Raw genomic sequence first — 18,899 nt, forward strand, 5'->3', positions numbered from 1 at the left:
CACGCCGCTCCGGCACCGACCGAGCCGGGTCCGGCACCCGACGACTTCCAGCGGAAGGAAGCACACGATGCGGAACACCGCGCGCTGGGCAGTGACCCTCGGCCTGACGGCCGCCGCCGTCTGCGGGCCCCTCACGGCGCCGGCTCTCGCCGGCCCCGCACCGGCCGCCGCCGGCCTCTACGCCCCCTCGGCCCTGGTGCTCACCGTGGGGCACGGCGTCGGCGCGGCGAACGCCGCGCCGGAGCGCGCCGTGACCCTGAGCTGCACGCCGGCGTCCTTCGGCACCCACCCGGCCGCGACCGAGGCGTGCGCGGAACTGCGCGGCACGGACGGTGACTTCGCCGCGCTGACGGCGGACGACCGGGTGGCGTGCACCAGGGAGTACAACCCCGTGGTGGTCACGGCCCAGGGCGTCTGGCAGGGCAGGCGCGTCTCCTACGAGCGCACCTATGCCAACGAGTGCGTGAAGAACGCTTCGATGACGAGCGTCTTCGCGTTCTGAGGCCGGGATCGCGCGTTCCCCGCGCACACCTGAAGGGTCCCGTGACTGGGGAGTGCGGGCCCTGCCGCGGGGACCGGGCGATTCCGCACAAAGGGACCGGCGGGCGGAGTGGGGCCGCCCGCCGGTCCCTGGCATCGGCGGAGCCCCCTGGCATCGGCCGGAGCGTGCCCGGGCCGAGTGCCTCTGAGTGAGGGCCGTCGCGCCCGGCCCGGCGGTTCCACGCGTTGCGCACGAGCCCGGGCCGGTACATTCCGTCGACGCCCGACCCCTCCGAGCGGACGAAGGACTGATCCCCATGCCCGTCGATCTCACCGGCACCTTTCTGCGGCTCGGCGACGGCCGCCCCGCCCTGCGCTTCACCCGTGCCTACGGCCACCCCGTGGATCGTGTCTGGCACTTCGTGACCGACCCCGGGGAACTCGCGCGGTGGTTCCCGTTCCGCGCCGAGATGGACCTGCGGCCCGGCGGCACCATCGCCTTCCGCGGGGAGACGGGCGCGGAGGAGTTCACCGGCACCGTGCTCGCCGTCGGCCCGCCCCGGCACCTGTCCCTCGAGTGGGGCGACAGCGAACTCCACTTCGACCTCGAGGAAATCGACGATCGGCACACCCGCTTCACCCTCACCGACGTCCTCGCCGCGGAGGACACCGCCGCCCGCAACGGCGCCGGCTGGGAGGTCTGCCTGGCCGCCCTGGACGCCCTGGCGCGCGGCGAGCGCTTCGAGGGACCGCACGCCGGGGTCCACGCCCGGTGGAAGGGTCTCTACGAGGCGTACGTCGCCGCCGGAGTCCCCTCCGGGGCGCCCGTCCCGGGCCAGGACTGAACCGCCCGGGTGCGGGGACCGAACGGCCCTGACCGGCCCTCACGCCATTTGCCGCCGCACCAGTTCGTGCAGCCGCCCGCCCGTGTCCGCGAGCAGTTCGGCGGGCGGCCCCTGCTGGATGACCTTGCCGTCCTCCATCACGACGACCCGGTCGGCGTCAAGCACCGTCGACAGCCGGTGCGCGATGACGACGCGGGTGGCGTTCAGCTTGCGGGTGCTCTCGATCATCGTGCGCTGCGTGTCGTTGTCCAGCGCGCTGGTCGCCTCGTCGAAGAAGAGGATCCGCGGCCGGCGCACCAGGGCCTGGGCGATCATCAGCCGCTGCCGCTGGCCGCCGGAGACCGCGCCGCTTCCCGAGACGAGCGTGTGCAGGCCCATCGGCATCCTCTCGATGTCCCGTGCCAGCCCCGCCAGTTCGGCCGCCGCCATCGCCTCCTCGGCCGTGCACGGCTCCGTGCCGCGGATGACGTCCAGGATCGAACCGGTGAACGGCTGCGCGTGCTGGAGCACGACCCCGCACTGCCGGCGCACGGCCGACTGGTCCAGGGCCGCCAGGTCCTGACCGTCGTACAGCACGCTGCCGGACAGCGGCCGGTCGAACCCGATCAGCAGCCTCAGCAGCGTCGACTTTCCGCAGCCGCTGGGTCCGACGACCGCCACGAACTCGCCCGGCCGTACCTCGAAGGACACGTCGTCGAGGACCAGCGGCCCGTCGTCGGTGTAGCGGAACGACAGCCGTCGCGCCTCGATCGCCCCGGACAGCGGCCCCGGCCGGGTACTGGCCGTGCGCACCTCCGGCGTGGCGTCCAGCACCGGCCTGATCTCCTCCAGCAGCGGCAGCGCGGCCACCGCCGAGACGAAGGCGCCGGTCAGCTGGGTGACCGAAGTCAGCAGCATCGTCACCGAGGTGTTGAAGGCCAGGAAGGCCGCCGCCGACATCGAGCCGCGCGCCGGGCCCGCCAGCAGCATGAACATCAGCAGCGTGCACACCGGCAGGTACACCGCGCCCAGCACCGTGGTGAGGTTCTTGATCCGGCCCACCTTCTGCTGAAGTTCACGGCTGTGCGCGAACTGCGACGCCCAGGCGGCGTACGCGTAGTTCTCGGCCGCCGCCACCCGCAGCTTCGGCAGCCCGCGCAGCGTCTGGAAGGCCTGGTTGTTCAGCTTGTTGGTGAGCACCACAAGACGCCGCTGCCACCGTGCCTGCCACAGCCCGAGCCCGAGGAACACGGCGCCGATCACCACGAGCATGCCGAGCGCCGCCAGCGCCATGGAGGCGCTGTACCAGAACAGCAGCCCCAGGTTCATCGCGCCCACGGTCACCGACTGGACGACCACCGGGCCGACCCCCGCCAGCAGCCGGCGGATCGCGCTGACCCCCATGGCCGCGCTCGCCAGCTCGCCGGTGGACCGCTCGGTGAAGAACTTCGTCGGCAGCCGCAGCAGCCGGTCCCACACGGCCGACTGGAGGGTGGCCTCGATACGCCCCTCCAGCCGCAGCACGGTCAGGTTCTGCAGCAGCGTGAAGGCCGCCGCCACCACACTGCTGATGATCACGGCCAGGCACACCTGCACGATCAGGCCCTGCTCGGCCCTGGGCACGTACTGGCCGAGCACCTTGCCGGTCGCGATGGGCACCAGTGCCCCGAGGGCGACCGTCACCAGCCCGGCGGACAACAGGTTCAGCAGATCACCGCCGGTACCGCGCAGGCTGAACCGCAGCAGCCCGAGCGGGCCGAGCCGGCGGTCGGGCAGCGGCCGGTAGAACATCACCGCGCGCGGCTCGAACTCCTCCGCGTTCGCCCTCTCCACCGGGTTCTCCCGCCCGGTGGCCGGGTGCACGGCGACGTATCCGCCGCGCCGCCACAGCAGCGCGACCGGCGTCCCGGACAACGCCCGGTGGCCCACCAGCGGACCGATGTTCTCCCGCCACCAGCGGCCCTGGAGGCGTACGGCCCTGGTGCGCACCCGGGAGGCCAGGGCGACCCGCTCCACCGGGTCCAGCCGGTCGCTCTCGGTGCCGGCCTGGGGCGGTGCGGCCAGCGTGATACCGGCGGCCCGGGCGACCAGTTCGCAGGCCGCGTAGCCGGCGTCGGCGTCGGCGGCCGTGGGCCGCCCCGCCGAGGACCGGCCGATGGACGCCAGCAGCGTCCGGTCGGCCTGGGCGCGCACCGCCTCACCGGCCTTGATACCGGCCGCCGTCCGGGTCTCGTGGGTGCGCTCCAGCTGTTCGATCCAGCGGTCCAGGGCGGTCAGCAGCCGGTACTGCTGATCGACCATGCTCTGCCACAGGGCGGGGTCCATCAGCAGATCGGCCGCGGCCTGGGCGCCGTACAGCGACCCGTACTGCACGCTGCCCGGCGGGACCTGCATCCAGAACACGTCGTCGTCCGTGGGCGCCGCCGCCCGCTCCTCGGCCATGGGCGCCTGGAACAGCACGGACAGGCCGCGGCCGACGCCGAGCGCGAGGGCGTACTCCAGCGGGCTGGTCTGCGGCGGCACGTACTGGGGGTTGCCGTACTCGTCGTACGACCAGGTCTGGGTGCCGGCCGGCTGGTACAGCTCGCGCAGCCCGATGCGGCGCACCACGCAGTCCCGCAGCGGGCGGGCGACCAGGGTGTGCCGCGGGCCCGCGACGGGACCGAGCAGCAGCGAGCCCGCCTCCAGCCGGCCCAGGTGGTGCCAGTGCCCCTGCTCCGCCGCGTCGACCGCGAACAGGTCCACCGCGCCGGCCGCGATCAGCCACAGCTCCTGGGGGCCCGCCAGGTCGAGCCGGTTGAAGCCCGAGCAGTCGACCGGTGTGCCCAGGGAGCCGAGCGCCCCCAGTACCAGGTCCGGCTCGCCGGCTGTCGTCATCTCACCGCTCCCTGATCAGCGCCGCGTACGCGCCGCCGCGCGCCACCAGTTCCTCGTGCCGGCCGCGTTCGACGACCGTGCCGTGCTGGAGCACGACGATCTCGTCGCTGTCGCGCACGGTGGACAGCCGGTGCGCGATCACCACGCAGGCGCAGCCGCGCCGCCGCAGGTTGTCCATCACGACCCGCTCGGTCTCGGCGTCCAGGGCGCTGGTCACCTCGTCGAGCACGAGGATGCTGGGCCGGCGCACCAACGCGCGGGCGATCTCCAGGCGTTGGCGCTGCCCGCCGGAGAAGTTGCGGCCGTCCTGCTCGACCCCGCTGTGGATGCCGCCGGGGCGGCGCGTCACGACCTCGTACAGGGCCGCGTCGCGCAGCGCCTCCACCACGGCGTCGTCCGGGATCGACGGGTCCCACAGGGCCACGTTGTCGCGGACCGTGCCCTCGAAGAGGAACACGTCCTGGTCGACGAAGGACACGGAGGCCGCCAGCGCCCCGCGCGGGATGTCCTCCAGACGCTGCCCGTCGATGCGGATCACTCCGTCCCAGGGCGTGTACAGGCCCGAGATCAGGCGGGAGACCGTCGACTTGCCGCTGCCCGAGCCGCCGACGAGCGCCACCTGCCGGCCCGGTCCGACGGTCAGGTCGAAGCCGGTCAGCAGCGGCTTGTCCAGCGGGCTGTAGCCGAAGGTGATGTTCTCCAGCTCCACGTGCCCGTGCAGCCGGCGGGTGGAGTCCCCGCCGCCGGGGCGGGTGTACAGGGGGTCGGCCTGGAAGTTCTCGACGTCCTTGAGCCGGGCCACGTCCGCCGCGAAGTCCTGGATGCGGCCCGCGACGCCGTTGAGCCGGGTCAGCGGCGCGGTGAACCGGGTCACCAGCGCCTGGAACGCGACCAGCAGTCCGACCGAGATGTGCCCCTCGACGGCCCGCATTCCGCCGATCCACAGGATCAGCGCGCTGTTGAGGGTGGCGAGCGCCGGTGCGACCACGCCCAGCCAGGCGGTCGGCACCCCGAGCCGCTGCTGCTCCTCCAGGGTGGCGGCGTGCTGCCCGGCCCACTTGCGGAAGTAGCCGTCCTCGCCGCCGGTCGCCTTCATCGTCTCGATCAACTGGAGCCCGGTGTAGGCGGTGTTGGTCAACCGGGCGTTGTCCGCGCGCAGCTTCGCCGTCCGGGTGGCGCGCAGCCGTACGACGACCCGCATCGCCACGACGTTCAGCAGGGCCACGCCGATGCCGACGAACGTCAGCTGCGGGTCGTAGGTGTAGAGCAGCAGCGCGTACAGCACCACGACCACCGCGTCGACTCCGGCCGCCGCCAGGTCGCGGGCGAGGGTCTCGGCCACCTGGTCGTTGGAGGCCAGCCGCTGCACCAGGTCGGCCGGGCTGCGCTGGGCGAAGAACGTGACCGGCAGCCGGAGCAGATGCCGCAGGAAGCGGGCGCTGGCGAGCGTGGAGGAGATGACGCGCCCGTGCAGCAGGTTGGCCTGCTGCAACCAGGTCAGCACGACGGTGAGCAGCACGCACGCGCCCATCGACGCGAACAGCACGCCCAGCAGCGAGGTCTGGCCGCCGATCAGGTAGGTGTCGATGTAGGTCCGGCCGAGCGCGGGCACCGCCGCGCCGACCACGACCAGCAGCAGACTGGCCAGCACCGCCGCCGGCATCGTCCCCGCGGTGCCGCGCATCCGGGCCGGGAGGGCGCCCAGGACTCCGGGCTTGCGGCCGCCGCGCTCGAAGTCCTCGCCGGGCTCCATCACCAGCACGACACCGGTGTAGCTGGTGTCGAAGTCCTCCATGGGCACGAACCGGCGGCCCTTGCCGGGGTCGTTGACGAACACCCCGCGCCGGCCGAGTCGGCGGCCCATGCCGTCGTAGACGACGTAGTGGTTGAACTCCCAGAAGAGGACGGCCGGCGCCTTCACCCCGGCGAGGGCGGCGGTGTCCATCTGCATGCCCTTGGCCGTCAGACCGTAACTGCGGGCCGCCTTCAGCAGGTTGCTCGCCCGCGAGCCGTCCCGGGAGACGCCGCAGGCGATGCGCAGCTCCTCCAGCGGGACATGGCGGCCGTAGTGGCCGAGGACCATGGCCAGCGAGGCGGCGCCGCACTCCACGGCCTCCATCTGGAGCACGGTGGGCGTGCGGACGGTCCTGCCCCGCCCCTTGGGGACGGGCCGTCCGGGGCGGGCGGCGCGCCGGCGGCCGCGGGTCTCCTGGGTGGTGGTCACGGCAGCAGCCAATCGAGGGGACGCTGGTCGGCCAGCCGGATCGAGGCGGTGGCCGGGGTCATGGAGTCGAGCCGGTACGGCGGTCCGCCGGCGGACGACCACGCGAGGCCGCTCTCCGTCGCGGACGAGGTGTCGAGCCGGACGAGTACGGCGACGGGCCGGCCCTTCCGGGTGAACTGCTCGCCCAGCTGGCCGTCCCCGAGGAAGGCGGCGATCCGCTGGGCGGACTGGGCCGACCGGTCCACCGTCCTCACATGGCCGCGCAGCACGCCGTAGCGCTGGGCGGGCACCGAGGAGACGGTCAGGTCGACCGAGGCGCCGGCGGGAATGGCGGCGGCGTTCTCGGCGGGCACGTACACGGTCGCGTACAGCGGGTCGGAGGCGTGGGCGACCTTCTCCACGGCGGCGACGTCCGCGCCGGTGGAGACGATCTGGCCGATGGTGGCGGCGAGCGTGGTGATCCGGCCGGCGGCCACCGTGCGCACGGTCTCCTCGCCCTGGCCGGTACGCACCTTGAGCACGGGCGAGTTCGCGGGCAGCCGTTCGCCCTCCTTGGCGAGGACCGCGGTGACCTGTCCGGCGACCGGGCTCTGCAGGACGTAACTGCCCTGCCCGTGCGTGAGGATGGCCGGCGCGCCGACGGTGGACGCCATCGATCCGGTCGCGGCCCACAGGGACGCGGCCGCCATGGCGACGAGGGTGACGGACAGGACGAGCCATCCCTGGGGGCGGGCGAGCCGCACCGGGAGGTCGAGTTCTTCCGGCGACTGGAGCTTGGCGAGGGCCTGTTGTCGGAACTGCACGTTATGGCTTCCTGCGGCAGCCGCGAGCCCCGGAACCGGCGTGCGGTCCCGGGACTCGGCGGCAACGAGGTGCGATCAGAGACCGGCGACCAGGTTGGCGACCGGGGCGGTGCTCAGACCGGTGGCACCCTCGACCGTGCCGACGGCCGTGTTCACCACGCCGGAGACCGGGACAACGCTGTCCACCAGGCCGGTGGCGGTGCCCAGAGCGTTCACGGACAGACCGCCGGAGACGTTGTCGAGCTCGGCGTCGGAGATCTCGGCGGTCTCAACCTGGGGGGTGGGGTTCATGATGGAACGTCCCTTCATATGGATGTCTCACAAGGGGGGAGCGGCCTTCTCTGGGGAAAGACGGCCGCGACCGCGGGTACCGGGCCCCTTCCCGAGCGCCCGGCTGGGGTCCCGCGCTGCGATGGATGTAAGCACGGTGCGGCCCGCCGATTCCACTCAACCAGGCCTCCCACCAGGGCACTTGTCGATGCGACCGGGGAAGCGTGCAGGCTCGGCAACGGCATGGCGGCGACTTCTTCACACACCGCACCGCATCGGCGCACCGCCTCCCTTGCCCTGGCGCCGGTGCGTCCGGAACCGGGCCCCGAAGCCCTCGCCGGGGGCGCGCGGCTGTGCAGATCCTCCGACCGCCGTGACCTCGTTGGGCATTCGATGTGCAGATTCTCTGAAGCCGGAATTCCGCTTGCTGTTCGCAACCGACCGTCGCCGTACGGTCGCGGAGCGTCCCATCGGCCTCCGTCGGGTGGGGGAGTTGGCCGGTTCGGCACGATCCGTGGGGAGTTGGCGATCGGGATTGAACACGTTGCCCGCCCGCTGCGTACCAACTGCCGTCCAGGCGTCCCCCAACCGCCACCGGACGGCGGTACAGGCCCCGTCCCCAGGAGGTCGAGAAGTTTGAGTCACAAGCGAATTCCGAAGCGCAAGGCCGCGATAGCGGCCGGCGGCGTGGTGGCGCTCGGTGCGGCGGCGGTGCTGCTCCCGAACGCCAACGCCTCCCAGGACGGCGCGGCGGACGACGCCACTCCCAGGACCCTCAGGGCCGCGGACGCCTCGGGCCTTTCCGCGCAGCTCGCCACGGCGCTCGGCGACTCCTTCGCGGGCTCCTACTACGACAGCGCCGAACGGCGGCTCGTCGTCAACGTGGCGGGCGGCGACGCCGGCATGGCCCTCCGGGCGAAGAAGGCGGGCGCGTCCGTCCGCCAGGTCGGCAACAGCACCGCCGCCCTGAACTCCGCGGCCCGGACCCTGAAGGCCGAGGCCACCATCCCCGGCACCTCCTGGGCCGTGGACCCGCGCACCAACAAGGTCGTGGTCACCGCCGACAGCACGGTCACCGGCGCCAGGTGGAACAGGCTCCAGTCCACCGTCCGCGGCCTCGGCTCCGGCATGGCGACCCTGAAGAAGGCCGCCGGCACCTTCAAGACCTTCGCCTCCGGCGGCGACGCCGTCTTCGCCCGGACGCAGGGCGGCACCGTCCGCTGCTCCCTCGGCTTCAACGTCACCGCGGGCGACGGCAGTCCCGCCTTCCTGACCGCCGGGCACTGCGGCGTCGCGGCCGAGCAGTGGTCCGACTCCCAGAACGGCGCGCCGGTGGCCACCGTCGACCAGGCCACCTTCCCCGGCAGCGACCTCGCCCTCGTCAAGTACGACGACCCGGACACGCAGGCGCCGAGCACGGTCGACGTCGGCAACGGGCAGAGCGTCGAGATCACCGGGGCGGCCGAGGCCACCGTCGGCGCGACGGTGTTCCGCATGGGCAGCACCACCGGACTGCACAACGGCACGGTCACCGGCCTCGACGCCACCGTCAACTTCCAGAGCGAGACCGGCGGTGTCGACACCGTCACGGGCCTCATCCAGACCAACGTCTGCGCCGAGCCCGGCGACAGCGGCGGCCCCCTGTTCACACAGGACGGCGGCGCGGTCGGCCTCACCTCGGGCGGCAGCGGCGACTGCACCCGGGGCGGCGAGACCTTCTTCCAGCCGGTCACCACCGCGCTCCAGGCGACGGGCGCGACGCTCGGCGCGGGCGACGGCGGCGGCGAGGACGCGGCCGGCGACGCCGGAGACGCAGGCGACCAGCAGCCCGACGCCGGCCAGCCCGGCACCGACCCGTCCGGTGCGGGTGACCGCCATTCCGGCGCGGGCGGCCACAACTCCGGCCCCGCGTACGGCTCCGGACGCACCCGGACCCCCTGAACGGCCCCCGGGCGGCTACCCCCTGAGCCGCTCGCCCCGGGCCGCTGACCGGCTCCCCCCACGCCACCGACCGGCCTGCCGGGCCGGCGGTGCCCGCCGGTCAGTGGATCGGCCCGGCCCTCCCGGCGGAGGGCCGGGCCGATCGGTCGTCGGGCGGCCGCGCCCTCCACCGCGCGCTCCGCCACACGTTCGAACCTTTCGGGCGTCGTCCACCCCGGAACTCCCGGACCTGTCACAGGGGCTGCGTAATCGTCCGATACACGCTGTAATGACCAATGTGGTCAGTGAGGGCGCTACTGCACGAAGAACGACAACCCCGCGGGCCGAACTCGCTCTCAGAACGCTCACCTCCGCACCGGCGACCGCCGACCGGCTGCGCCGCGTGCTGGAGCAGGCCCTGGTCTTCACCGGGGCCGCGTTCGCCGGCGTCTACGTCCGTGCCGCGACGGGCGAGCTGCTGTGCCTGTCCGAGTCGGTCGGCGTCCCGCGGACCCTGTACGGGCTGCGGGACAGCTACCCCTTGGCCGGACGGTCCCCCGTGGCTGACGCCCGCCGCTCCGGCCGGCCCGTGTGGCTGCGACCCGAGGAACTCGCCGGCTGCGCCGACGCCCGGCGGATGCCGGCCGGAGACGCCTTCTCCCTGGCCGCGTTACCCCTGCGCGGGCCGGACGGCGGCGTGCTGCTCGCCGTCACCGACGGGCCGGGCGGCTTCGGCGACGAGGGCCGCGCGTGCCTCGAACTGATCGCCGAGGCCGTCGCGTGCCCCGACGCCGCGGAGGCCGCCCAGGGCGAGGAGCTGCCGCCGGACGCGTTCAGCCTCGCCATGGACAGCGGGAGAGTGGAGGTCGGCGACCGCATCCTGGACCTGTTCGGCATCGGCCGGCCCGGCTTCGACGGCAAGGTGGAGACACTGCTCGCGCTGACCGTGCCGGAGGACCTGCCGTCCCTGATGTCCGTGGTCGAGGCCGACCACATGTCCATCGGCGAGCGCGAGCTGGAGTTCCGCGCCCTGCGACCGGGCGGCCAGCCCAGGTGGCTGCGGCTGCGCGGACGGCTGCTGCCCGGCGGCGAGGGCCGTCCGGCCCGCCTGGTCGGCACCGTCGCCGACGCCTCCACGCTGCGCCCCGGCGTCAACGACGTCGCCCGCGTCCAGCGGCTCGCCGCCGCCCTGGCGACCGCGGGCACCGTCCGGGACGTCGGCCAGGCGGTGGTGGCCGCGCTGCGCGCACCGCTGCGGGCCGACCGGATCGCGCTCGCCGAGCTGGAGAACGACCGGCTCGTCGTCACCGTCCTCGACCCGCCCGAACCGGACGCCTGGCCCGAGCTGTGGCGCCTGCAGTGGCGCACCGAGTGGCCGGACGCGCCGGTGCGGGCCATGCCCACCCTGGCCGCCGCGCTGCGCGAGGGCCGTGCCCAGATCTGGCCCGCCGGGGCCACCCTCGAACCGGCCCTCGCCGACGTCGGTCCGGGCGGCCTCGCGGTGCTGCCGCTGCCCGCGGCCGGCCGCATGGCGGGCGCCTGCCTGATCGGCTGGGACACCCCGCACGACTTCGGCCCCGACGAACGCGCCCTGCTCACCGCCTCGGCCGGCCTGGCCGGGCAGGCCCTGCTGCGCGCCCGCGCCTTCGACGCCGAGCACGAACTCGTCGGCATGCTCCAGCGCACCCTGCTCCCCAGCCGTCTGCCGCAACTGCCCGGTGCCGAGGCGGTGGCCCGCTATCTGCCGGCCACCGCCGGACTGGAGGTCGGCGGCGACTGGTACGACGTGATCCCGCTGCCCGACCACCACGTGGCCCTCGTCATCGGCGACGTGCAGGGCCACAACGCGGGCGCCGCCACCCTGATGGGCCAGATGCGCACCGCCCTGCGCGCCTACGCAGCCGAGGGCCACCCGCCGGACGTGGTGGTCTCGCACGCCAACCGCCTCCTGCTGGAGATGGAGACCGACCTGTTCGCCACCTGCGTCTACGTCGAGGTCGACATGGAGCAGGGCTCCGCCTGGTGCGTACGCGCCGGACACCCTCCGCCGGTGCTGCGCCACCCGGACGGCCGCACCGAGATCGCGGAGGCCGAGGGCGGGCCCCCGCTCGGCGTACTGACGCAGGCCGACTTCCCGATGACCCCGCTGCGGCTGCAACCCGGCACGGTGCTCGCCCTGACCACCGACGGCCTGGTGGAGTCCGCGGACGCCGACATCGACGTGGGCATGGCCCGACTCGCCCACGACCTGGCCGCCGCCGACCCCTCCCACCTCGGCCTGGTCGCCGACGTCCTGCTGACCGGCGCGGGCCGCGACGACGACATCGCGCTGCTGCTGATGCGCTACGACGGCATGGCCGTACGCCCGCTCAGGGAGAGCTGGTCGGTGTGGCGGGTGCCCGAAGCGGTCCGGCACGCCCGCCGCTTCACCCGGCGCACCCTGCGTTCCTGGGGCGTCACGGAGGACACCGACGCCGTGCTCCTCGTGGTGTCCGAGCTGGTCACCAACGCCCTCGTGCACACCGACGGCCAGGTTCGCCTGGACCTCACCCTGGTCAACCGGCGGCTGCGCGTCGCCGTCGCCGACGCCTCGCCCCGCACCCCGGTCAAGCCGACCAGCATCGGCTGGCAGGCCACCGGCGGCCGGGGCATCCTCCTCGTCGAGGCCATGTCGGCGGCCTGGGGCACCGTGCCGGCCGGCGGCGGCAAGCAGGTGTGGAGCGAGCTGGCGCTGTGAGACCGTACGCGGCGCCGCGACCCGCCACACGGGTGCGCCGCGCCCCCGCCCGGCAGGTCGGGACTGCCGCGTGCGCCGGTCGTGCTTAGGGTCCTGGGCTGTGTCACACACCTTCGAAGAGCTCGTGGCCAAGCAGCGGGCGGCCGACGAGGCACACGACCGGGTCGAGCAGCTGCGGCAGAACTACGGACCGCCCGCGCAGGCGCAGTGGACCGGAACGCAGAGCGAGACGTACGAGACGGCCTGGCGGGCCTGGCGCGACCTGGCCCGTGATCTCCAGGCCGCCCTGAGCGAGTACGCGAGCGACGAGGGCAAGCCGCGCACCGAGATCGAGACCGAAGTGGAGAGGGCCGCGCGGTCGGCCCCGGAGGCGGGCGAAGGCGGCCGGGACGAGGGCGGCGGAGCGGAGGAGCCGTGAGCCCGGCACGGCGTGGGCGCCCCGCACGCGGCGCCGGACCCGGTGAGCGGTTCACCGGCTTCCTGGACGCCCGGCTGCCGCTGTCCGAGGGTGGCGGGCTGATGCGCAAGGCGTTCCCCGAGCACTGGTCGTTCCTGCTCGGCGAACTCGCTCTGTACAGCCTGGTCCTGCTGGTCCTGACCGGCGTATGGCTGACGCTGTTCTTCCAGCCCGGCATGCGCGAGGTCGCCTACTCCGGGTCGTACGCGCCGCTGCGCGGGGTGCTCATGTCGGAGGCGTTCGACTCCACCCTGCGCATCAGCTTCGACATCCGCGGCGGGCTGCTGCTGCGCCAGGCCCACCACTGGGCGGCGCTCGTCTTCGTCGCCGCGATCGGCGCGCACCTGCTGCGGATCTTCTTCACCGGCGCCTTCCGCAGGCCCAGGGAGATCAACTGGGTCATCGGGGTCACGCTGTTCGCCCTGGCCATCGCCGAGGGCTTCGCGGGCTACTCCCTGCCCGACGACCTGCTCTCCGGCACCGGGCTGCGCATCGCCCAGGCGATCGTGCTGTCCCTGCCGGTGATCGGCACCTACGCCAGTTTCTTCGTGTTCGGCGGCCAGTTCCCGGGGCACGAGATCATCCCCCGCCTCTACAGCCTGCACATCCTGCTGCTGCCGGGCGTCCTGATCGGGCTGGTCGTCGTGCACCTGATCCTCGTCTTCTACCTGAAGCACACCCAGTGGCGCGGCCCGGGCCGCGGCGGCCGCAACGTGCGCGGCAAACCGCTCTTCCCCCAGTTCACCGCCTCCTCGCTGGGCCTGCAGTTCACCGTCTTCGGCGTGCTGGTCCTGCTCGCCGGGATCGCCCAGATCAACCCGGTGTGGACGTACGGCCCCTACCAGCCGGACCAGGCGTCCACGGGCTCCCAGCCGGACTGGTACGTCGGGTTCCTGGAGGGCTCGCTGCGGCTGATGCCGGCCTGGGAGACGAACGTGGCCGGGCACACGATCATGTGGAACGCCTTCCTGCCGGCGGTGGTCCTGCCGGGGCTGCTGTTCGCCGTCCTGTACGCGTACCCGTTCGCCGAGCAGTGGCTGACGGGGGAGTGGCACCAGGAACAGCACCTGTGCGACCGGCCGCGGGAGCGCCCCGTCCGCACCGGCCTCGGCGTGTCCGGGCTCGTGTTCTACGGCGTGCTGCTGCTGGAGGGCGGCAACGACGTCATCGCGGCCGCCTTCCGGGTCTCCGTGAACACGATCACCTGGGTGCTGCGGATCGCGCTCGTGCTGGCCCCCGTCGCCGCCTTCCTGGTCACCCGGGCCCTGTGCCACGCCCTGCTGGCCAGGGAACAGGAGGTCCTCGCCGAGGGCGAGGAGACCGGTGAGGTGCGGCAGTCCATCGCCGGGGGCTACGAGAGCGACCACCGCGCCGTCGGGTCGCGCCGTCCCGGAGCCCCGGCGGCACCGGTCGTCACTCGCCCCGGTGCACGTACTGGAACGCCATCCCCGCCACCCCCCGCACCAGCACCCCGAGACCGATGAGGAACAGCCACACCCCGTAGACCACGCCCAGCGCGCTGACCGAGAAGCCCAGCGCGGTGACGATCGGCCAGGTGCTCTCGGGCGGGAAGAACTCCAGCGGTCCGGCGGCGTCGGCGACCTCGGCCTCACGGCGGTCCTGCGGGCGCACCCCCTTGCGCCGGTACTGGACCAGGCAGAAGAAGGAGACCAGCGCCGCCATTCCGCATGCGATGACCAGCGCCGCCGTGCCGGCCGGCTCGCCCGACCAGACGCCGTACAGGGCGGCGCTGCCGCCGAAGAAGAGTGCCACGCCGCCGAAGAGCAGGGCTTCCACCTTCATCGGCGTCCCTCCAGTTCCGCCCGCTGGACGATGTCGGGGTGGTGCAGGTCGAAGGCGGGGGCCTCGGAGCGGATCCGGGGCAGGGCGTCGAAGTTGTGCCGCGGCGGCGGGCAGGAGGTCGCCCACTCCAGGGCGCGCCCGTACCCCCAGGGGTCGTTCACGGTGACCTGCCGTCCATGGCGCGAGGTGTGCCAGACGTTGTAGAGGAAGGGCAGGGTGGACACGCCGAGAAGGAACGCCCCCGCCGAGGAGAGCGTGTTGAGGAGGGTGAAGCCGTCGGCGGGCAGGTAGTCGGCGTACCGGCGGGGCATCCCCTCCGCGCCGAGCCAGTGCTGCACCAGGAACGTCAGCTGGAAGCCGGGGAACAGCAGCCAGAAATGGACCTTGCCGAGCCGTTCGTCCAGCATCTTCCCGGTGAGCTTGGGCCACCAGAAGTAGAAGCCGGCGAACATCGCGAACACCACGGTGCCGAACAGCACGTAGTGCAGGTGCGCCACGATGAAGTACGAGTCGGTCACGTGGAAGTCCAGCGGCGGCGAGGCGATCAGCACCCCGCTGAGCCCGCCCAGCAGGAACGACACCAGGAAGCCGGACGACCACAGCATCGGCGTCTCGAACGACAGCGAGCCGCCCCGCATCGTCCCGATCCAGGCGAAGAACTTGATCCCGGTGGGCACCGCGATCAGGAACGACATGATCGAGAAGAACGGCAGCAGCACCGCGCCCGTGGCGAACATGTGGTGCGCCCACACCACCGCGGACAGCATGGTGATCGCGATGGTCGCCCCGATCATCGGCAGGTACCCGAACTGCGGCTTGCGGGAGAAGACCGGGACGATCTCGCTGACGATCCCGAAGAACGGCAGCGCGACGATGTAGACCTCCGGGTGGCCGAAGAACCAGAACAGGTGCTGCCACAGCAGCGCCCCGCCGTTCGCCGCGTCGAAGACGTGCGCCCCGAACTTCCGGTCCGCCTCCAGGGCCAGCAGCGCCGCGGTCAGCACCGGGAAGGCCGGCAGCACCAGGATCGAGGTGAACAGCACGTTCCAGGTGAAGATCGGCATCCGGAACATCGTCATCCCCGGCGCGCGCAGGGTGGTGATCGTGGTGATGAAGTTGACCGCGCCGAGCGTCGTCGACACACCCGTCACGACCAGCCCCATCACCCACAGGTCGCCGCCCGCGCCGGGGGAGTAGTAGGCGCTGTTGAGCGGCGCGTAGGCGAACCAGCCGAAGGCCGCCGAGCCGCCGGGCACGAGGAACCCCGAGACGACCATGAGCCCGCCGAAGAGGTACATCCAGTACGACAGGGCGTTCAGACGGGGGAAGGCCACGTCCGGGGCGCCGATCTGAAGCGGCATCACCGCGTTGGTGAAGCCCGCGAACATGGGCGTGGCGAAGAGCAGCATCATGATCGTGCCGTGGATCGTGAAGAGCTCGTTGTAGGTCTGCTGGTTCATGAACTGCAGGCCGGGCCGGGCGAGTTCGGCGCGCATCCCCATCGCCAGCAGACCGGCCAGCAGGAAGAAGCCGAACGCCGTGACCATGTAGAGCCTGCCGATCACCTTGTGATCGGTCGTCGAGGCCCACTCCAACAGCTTCCGGCCGAAGGAGCGGGAGGGGGCGGCGGGCCGCTCGGCGGCGGATGCGGATGTTGCGGACGTATCGGTCATCGGCGGCGAGGCTACCGCCCTGCCGCGCGACCGGGTCCGCGCCACGCCCTCGCCGGCTCGGCACGCATCGGCCCGGCGGGGCCGGGTACCCGCCCGCGATGAACGCCACCTGGTACGAAGCAGCCGGCGCCGGCTCGGCCGCCGGGATCGCCGTCGTCGTCGTCGGCGGTCTGGTGATCGCGGCGGTCCTGGTGTGGGCCGTCCGGCTGGGCATCAGGGTCGAACAGGGCGAGTCGAGGACTCCCCGGGGCGGCGAGCATCCGACGCTGCCGGAGTCCGGGCCGGTCCACGAGGTGCGCCAGCGGCGTGAGCCGGCCGAGGTGCCCCGCGCCGAGGAGACCGGCCGCCGGCTGACCCCGCACGAACTCGGCTCGTCCGGCAGCAGGCGCAGCGAGGACCAGACCCGCCCGCGCTGGGACGGGGGCTCCGCCGGTTCGTTCGGCAGTGGGGGCTCCGGCGGGGGGTGACCAGGGCCAGGGTGCCGGCCAGGGTTTGCCGGGACCGGTTCCGGGGACTCGGACCGTTTGGAGCACGGTGTTCCGGAGGGAGCCGCTCCACAGCACCTGACGCAGAAGGAAGATGAGGCGTCGTGACCGCGCACACCAGCGAGAAGCACCTTGTCCGGCACCCCGAGACGGGCTGGGCGCAGGCCCGCCGTCCGCGGGAGGAGGGCGTGCGCACCTGCCTCCCCGCGCTCGAGGACCGCGGCGGCCCCCAGAAGGACCGCACGGGCAACGAGTCGAACATAGTGCGGGGTGAGGACTGAACCGCCGGGTCCGGGCGAGCGCCGGGTCATGGGCCCGGGGAGACGGTCGGTGAGGCGGCGCGAGGTGCCTCGCCGCGTCAGCCGTGCGTCTTGGCCAGCAGTTCGAGGACCTCGGCGGTGGTGCCGGTCTCGCCCAGGCGCGGGAAGATCCGCTCGACACTGCCCCGATGGGCCTCGGCGTCCATGTCGCTCATGGCGTCGGTGGCCAGGGTGACGTGGTAGCCGTGCTCGTGGGCGGCGCGGGCGGTGGACTCCACGCCGATGCTGGTGGCGATGCCGGCCAGCACCATCTGCGTCACCCCGCGGCGGCGCAGCTGCACATCGAGGTCGGTGCCGTGGAAGGCGCCCCAGTTGTGCTTGGTGACGGTGATGTCGCCCGGGTGTCCCGCCAGCTCGGGAACGATCACGTCCCAGCCCTCGGGACGGGCGCCACCACCGGGGCGCACCGCCTCGGTGCGGCCGGGCGGCACGTCGCCGAAGTCGGCGGCGAAGGAGACCCGGACCAGGACGACGGGCAGGTTCCTGGCGCGGAACGCGTCGGCGAGCCCCACCGCGCGGGAGAGCACCTCGGCGCTGGAGTGCGGGGCGGTGGGCGCGCCGACGATGCCGGCCTGGAGGTCGATCACGACGAGTGCGGTGCGCGGGTCGAGTGCGGTGAGTGCCATGGGGGCAGGCCTTTCGGGGGTGAGCTTTTCTGGCTGTGGTGCTTGTCAGGGCCGGGTCAGCCGTTCCAGCAGGGCGAAGGCCTCCAGGAGCGTCTCCCGTTCGGCCTCGGTGTAACGGTCCTGCAGGGCCCGCGTCAGCCACTCCCCGCGGCTCTGCCGGTCGCCCGCGATGCGCTCGCTGCCACCCTCGGTCAGGGTGACGAGCTGGCGCCGTCCGTCCTCGGGGTCGGGGCTGCGCCGGATGAGCCCGTGCCGCTCCAGGGCGGCGAGCGTGGCGGCCATGGACTGCGGCCGGACCCCCTCGGTGGCGGCCAGCGCGCTGGCCGTGGCCGCGCCGTGCTTGCCGACCAGGGTGAGCGCCGACACCTGCGGCGGGGTCAGGTCCTCGTCCCGCGCGACCTCACGGATCCGGCGCCGCAACCGGCTGAACACCACCCGCAGGTCGCGGGCGGCGTGCGCGGCGGAGGCGGAGATGCCCGGCGGTACCTCGCCGGCCTTGTGATCCATGACAGCACCGTAGAGCCGACCGGACGGAACTGTCCAGTCTGGACTGAACAGTTTTGGCTGAAGATCCGTGCCGGTTCGCCGCCGCGGCGCCCCGCAGTACGCTGACCTGGTGCGTCTGCTGCTGATGTCCGACACCCATCTGCCCAAGCGCGCCAAGGAACTGCCCCCGCGGTTGCTCGCCGAACTCCCGCACGCCGACGTCGTCCTCCACGCCGGGGACTGGGTCGACGCCGCCACGCTCGACCTGCTGGAGAGCCGCAGCCGCCGCCTGATCGGCGTCTACGGCAACAACGACGGCCCCGAACTGCGCGCCCGACTTCCCGAGGTGGCCGAGGCCGACCTGGACGGGCTGCGCTTCGGCGTCGTGCACGAGACCGGACCGGCCCAGGGCCGTGAGGCCCGCTGCGCCGCCCGCTTCCCCGGCCTCGACGTCCTGGTCTTCGGCCACAGCCACATCCCCTGGGACACCACCGCGCCCTCCGGTCTGCGCCTGCTCAACCCGGGCTCCCCGACCGATCGCCGCCGCCAGCCCCACTGCACCTACATGACCGCGACCGTCACCAGCGGCCGCCTGACCGACGTAGAACTGCACCGGCTGCCACGCCGCACCCCGTGACGTACCCGTGCCACGCGATGGCGTGGGACGGCGTGACCACACAGGAGGGCAGCCCCTGACTCAGGGGCTGCCCCGGGGTCACTCTTCCCTTTCTCGTTTCCGACTTCTCGGCGAGATCCGGGCCGCTCGATGCGTGGCGGCGGCCCGGGCGCTACGAGTGTGCGCTTTCACGGACCTCCTTCCCACTGGGATGCGCGGCACATGCGCTGCGGAGGCCATGCATGCCTCATCCGTTGATGGCGCGCGTACCCCTCCCGCACGGCCTCACACCACCGAA

At 73.1% G+C, this 18,899-nt stretch carries 17 protein-coding genes; 9 read left to right on the forward strand and 8 right to left on the reverse strand.

Annotated features, from left to right (window positions below):
* The first annotated feature begins 67 nt into the window (after positions 1-67).
* Positions 68-502, forward strand: a complete 435-nt coding sequence (locus ACWC91_RS16815) for a subtilase-type protease inhibitor (RefSeq protein ID WP_450643442.1) — start codon at positions 68-70, stop codon at positions 500-502.
* A 295-nt stretch (positions 503-797) separates the two neighbouring features.
* On the forward strand, positions 798-1,325 hold the full coding sequence (locus ACWC91_RS16820; RefSeq protein WP_450643441.1) for an SRPBCC family protein: 528 nt from the start codon (positions 798-800) through the stop codon (positions 1,323-1,325).
* A 39-nt stretch (positions 1,326-1,364) separates the two neighbouring features.
* On the opposite strand, the gene ACWC91_RS16825 is transcribed toward ACWC91_RS16820, so the two are convergent.
* The 4 genes from ACWC91_RS16825 to ACWC91_RS16840 all read right to left on the reverse strand — a co-directional run bounded on the left by ACWC91_RS16825 (position 1,365) and on the right by ACWC91_RS16840 (position 7,499).
* Entirely contained in the window at positions 1,365-4,181 is a 2,817-nt protein-coding gene (locus ACWC91_RS16825) for an NHLP bacteriocin export ABC transporter permease/ATPase subunit (protein ID WP_450643440.1), read from the reverse strand.
* 1 nt (position 4,182) lies between these two features.
* Positions 4,183-6,405 carry an NHLP family bacteriocin export ABC transporter peptidase/permease/ATPase subunit gene (locus ACWC91_RS16830; protein ID WP_225076634.1) on the reverse strand — a complete coding sequence of 741 codons (2,223 nt, stop codon included), beginning with the start codon at positions 6,403-6,405 and terminating at the stop codon, positions 4,183-4,185.
* A complete protein-coding gene (locus ACWC91_RS16835; protein ID WP_450643439.1) occupies positions 6,402-7,208 on the reverse strand; it encodes an HlyD family efflux transporter periplasmic adaptor subunit in 807 nt (268 codons plus the stop codon). The genes ACWC91_RS16830 and ACWC91_RS16835 overlap by 4 nt, the downstream gene beginning before the upstream one ends.
* Positions 7,209-7,283: 75 nt before the next feature.
* Positions 7,284-7,499, reverse strand: a complete 216-nt coding sequence (locus tag ACWC91_RS16840) for a type A2 lantipeptide (protein ID WP_141355458.1) — start codon at positions 7,497-7,499, stop codon at positions 7,284-7,286.
* A 615-nt stretch (positions 7,500-8,114) separates the two neighbouring features.
* Between ACWC91_RS16840 and ACWC91_RS16845 the strand changes: the two genes are divergently transcribed.
* The 4 genes from ACWC91_RS16845 to qcrB all read left to right on the forward strand — a co-directional run bounded on the left by ACWC91_RS16845 (position 8,115) and on the right by qcrB (position 14,076).
* Positions 8,115-9,419 (forward strand): S1 family peptidase, encoded by a 1,305-nt coding sequence (locus ACWC91_RS16845; RefSeq protein ID WP_450643438.1) that lies wholly within the window; start codon positions 8,115-8,117, stop codon positions 9,417-9,419.
* A gap of 268 nt (positions 9,420-9,687) precedes the next feature.
* Positions 9,688-12,135 carry a SpoIIE family protein phosphatase gene (locus tag ACWC91_RS16850; RefSeq protein WP_225076631.1) on the forward strand — a complete coding sequence of 816 codons (2,448 nt, stop codon included), beginning with the start codon at positions 9,688-9,690 and terminating at the stop codon, positions 12,133-12,135.
* A 100-nt stretch (positions 12,136-12,235) separates the two neighbouring features.
* Positions 12,236-12,553, forward strand: coding sequence for a hypothetical protein (locus ACWC91_RS16855; RefSeq protein ID WP_450643437.1), 318 nt, complete (start codon positions 12,236-12,238; stop codon positions 12,551-12,553).
* Positions 12,550-14,076, forward strand: coding sequence for a cytochrome bc1 complex cytochrome b subunit (gene qcrB, locus ACWC91_RS16860; RefSeq protein WP_450643436.1), 1,527 nt, complete (start codon positions 12,550-12,552; stop codon positions 14,074-14,076). The genes ACWC91_RS16855 and qcrB overlap by 4 nt, the downstream gene beginning before the upstream one ends.
* Here the strand turns inward: qcrB and ACWC91_RS16865 are convergent.
* Both ACWC91_RS16865 and ctaD read right to left on the reverse strand, forming a co-directional pair.
* Positions 14,006-14,395 carry a cytochrome c oxidase subunit 4 gene (locus ACWC91_RS16865; protein ID WP_225076629.1) on the reverse strand — a complete coding sequence of 130 codons (390 nt, stop codon included), beginning with the start codon at positions 14,393-14,395 and terminating at the stop codon, positions 14,006-14,008. The two genes, qcrB and ACWC91_RS16865, sit on opposite strands and share 71 nt — an antisense overlap.
* Positions 14,392-16,068 (reverse strand): aa3-type cytochrome oxidase subunit I, encoded by a 1,677-nt coding sequence (gene ctaD / locus ACWC91_RS16870; protein ID WP_225076628.1) that lies wholly within the window; start codon positions 16,066-16,068, stop codon positions 14,392-14,394. The genes ACWC91_RS16865 and ctaD overlap by 4 nt, the downstream gene beginning before the upstream one ends.
* A 98-nt stretch (positions 16,069-16,166) precedes the next feature.
* Here ctaD and ACWC91_RS16875 point away from each other — a divergent pair, with 98 nt between their 5' ends.
* Both ACWC91_RS16875 and ACWC91_RS16880 read left to right on the forward strand, forming a co-directional pair.
* Positions 16,167-16,535 carry a DUF6479 family protein gene (locus tag ACWC91_RS16875; protein WP_225076627.1) on the forward strand — a complete coding sequence of 123 codons (369 nt, stop codon included), beginning with the start codon at positions 16,167-16,169 and terminating at the stop codon, positions 16,533-16,535.
* A gap of 122 nt (positions 16,536-16,657) precedes the next feature.
* Positions 16,658-16,834 (forward strand): hypothetical protein, encoded by a 177-nt coding sequence (locus ACWC91_RS16880; RefSeq protein WP_172632754.1) that lies wholly within the window; start codon positions 16,658-16,660, stop codon positions 16,832-16,834.
* A 77-nt stretch (positions 16,835-16,911) separates the two neighbouring features.
* Here ACWC91_RS16880 and ACWC91_RS16885 read toward each other — a convergent pair whose 3' ends face one another.
* Both ACWC91_RS16885 and ACWC91_RS16890 read right to left on the reverse strand, forming a co-directional pair.
* The gene (locus ACWC91_RS16885) at positions 16,912-17,499 is read right to left on the reverse strand and encodes a hydrolase (RefSeq protein WP_450643435.1); all 588 of its coding nucleotides are present in this window, start codon (positions 17,497-17,499) and stop codon (positions 16,912-16,914) included.
* Between the two features lie 45 nt (positions 17,500-17,544).
* Positions 17,545-18,006, reverse strand: coding sequence for a MarR family winged helix-turn-helix transcriptional regulator (locus tag ACWC91_RS16890; protein ID WP_225076625.1), 462 nt, complete (start codon positions 18,004-18,006; stop codon positions 17,545-17,547).
* Positions 18,007-18,115: 109 nt separating this feature from the next.
* On the opposite strand from ACWC91_RS16890, the gene ACWC91_RS16895 reads away from it, so the two are divergent.
* Positions 18,116-18,622: a metallophosphoesterase family protein gene (locus ACWC91_RS16895; RefSeq protein WP_225076624.1), complete on the forward strand. Its 507-nt coding sequence runs from the start codon at positions 18,116-18,118 to the stop codon at positions 18,620-18,622.
* Positions 18,623-18,899 lie beyond the last annotated feature (277 nt).

The sequence above is a fragment of the Streptomyces sp. NPDC001204 genome, from assembly GCF_053598035.1.

Coding starts and splice junctions, on each gene's coding strand:
- ACWC91_RS16820 (WP_450643441.1), top strand. CDS start 798: ATGCCCGTCGATCTCACCGGCACCTTTCTGCGGCTCGGCGACGGCCGC.
- ACWC91_RS16890 (WP_225076625.1), bottom strand. CDS start 18,006: ATGGATCACAAGGCCGGCGAGGTACCGCCGGGCATCTCCGCCTCCGCC.
- ACWC91_RS16815 (WP_450643442.1), top strand. CDS start 68: ATGCGGAACACCGCGCGCTGGGCAGTGACCCTCGGCCTGACGGCCGCC.
- ACWC91_RS16850 (WP_225076631.1), top strand. CDS start 9,688: ATGACCAATGTGGTCAGTGAGGGCGCTACTGCACGAAGAACGACAACC.
- ACWC91_RS16825 (WP_450643440.1), bottom strand. CDS start 4,181: ATGACGACAGCCGGCGAGCCGGACCTGGTACTGGGGGCGCTCGGCTCC.
- ACWC91_RS16885 (WP_450643435.1), bottom strand. CDS start 17,499: ATGGCACTCACCGCACTCGACCCGCGCACCGCACTCGTCGTGATCGAC.
- ctaD (WP_225076628.1), bottom strand. CDS start 16,068: ATGACCGATACGTCCGCAACATCCGCATCCGCCGCCGAGCGGCCCGCC.
- ACWC91_RS16875 (WP_225076627.1), top strand. CDS start 16,167: ATGAACGCCACCTGGTACGAAGCAGCCGGCGCCGGCTCGGCCGCCGGG.
- ACWC91_RS16840 (WP_141355458.1), bottom strand. CDS start 7,499: ATGAACCCCACCCCCCAGGTTGAGACCGCCGAGATCTCCGACGCCGAG.
- ACWC91_RS16865 (WP_225076629.1), bottom strand. CDS start 14,395: ATGAAGGTGGAAGCCCTGCTCTTCGGCGGCGTGGCACTCTTCTTCGGC.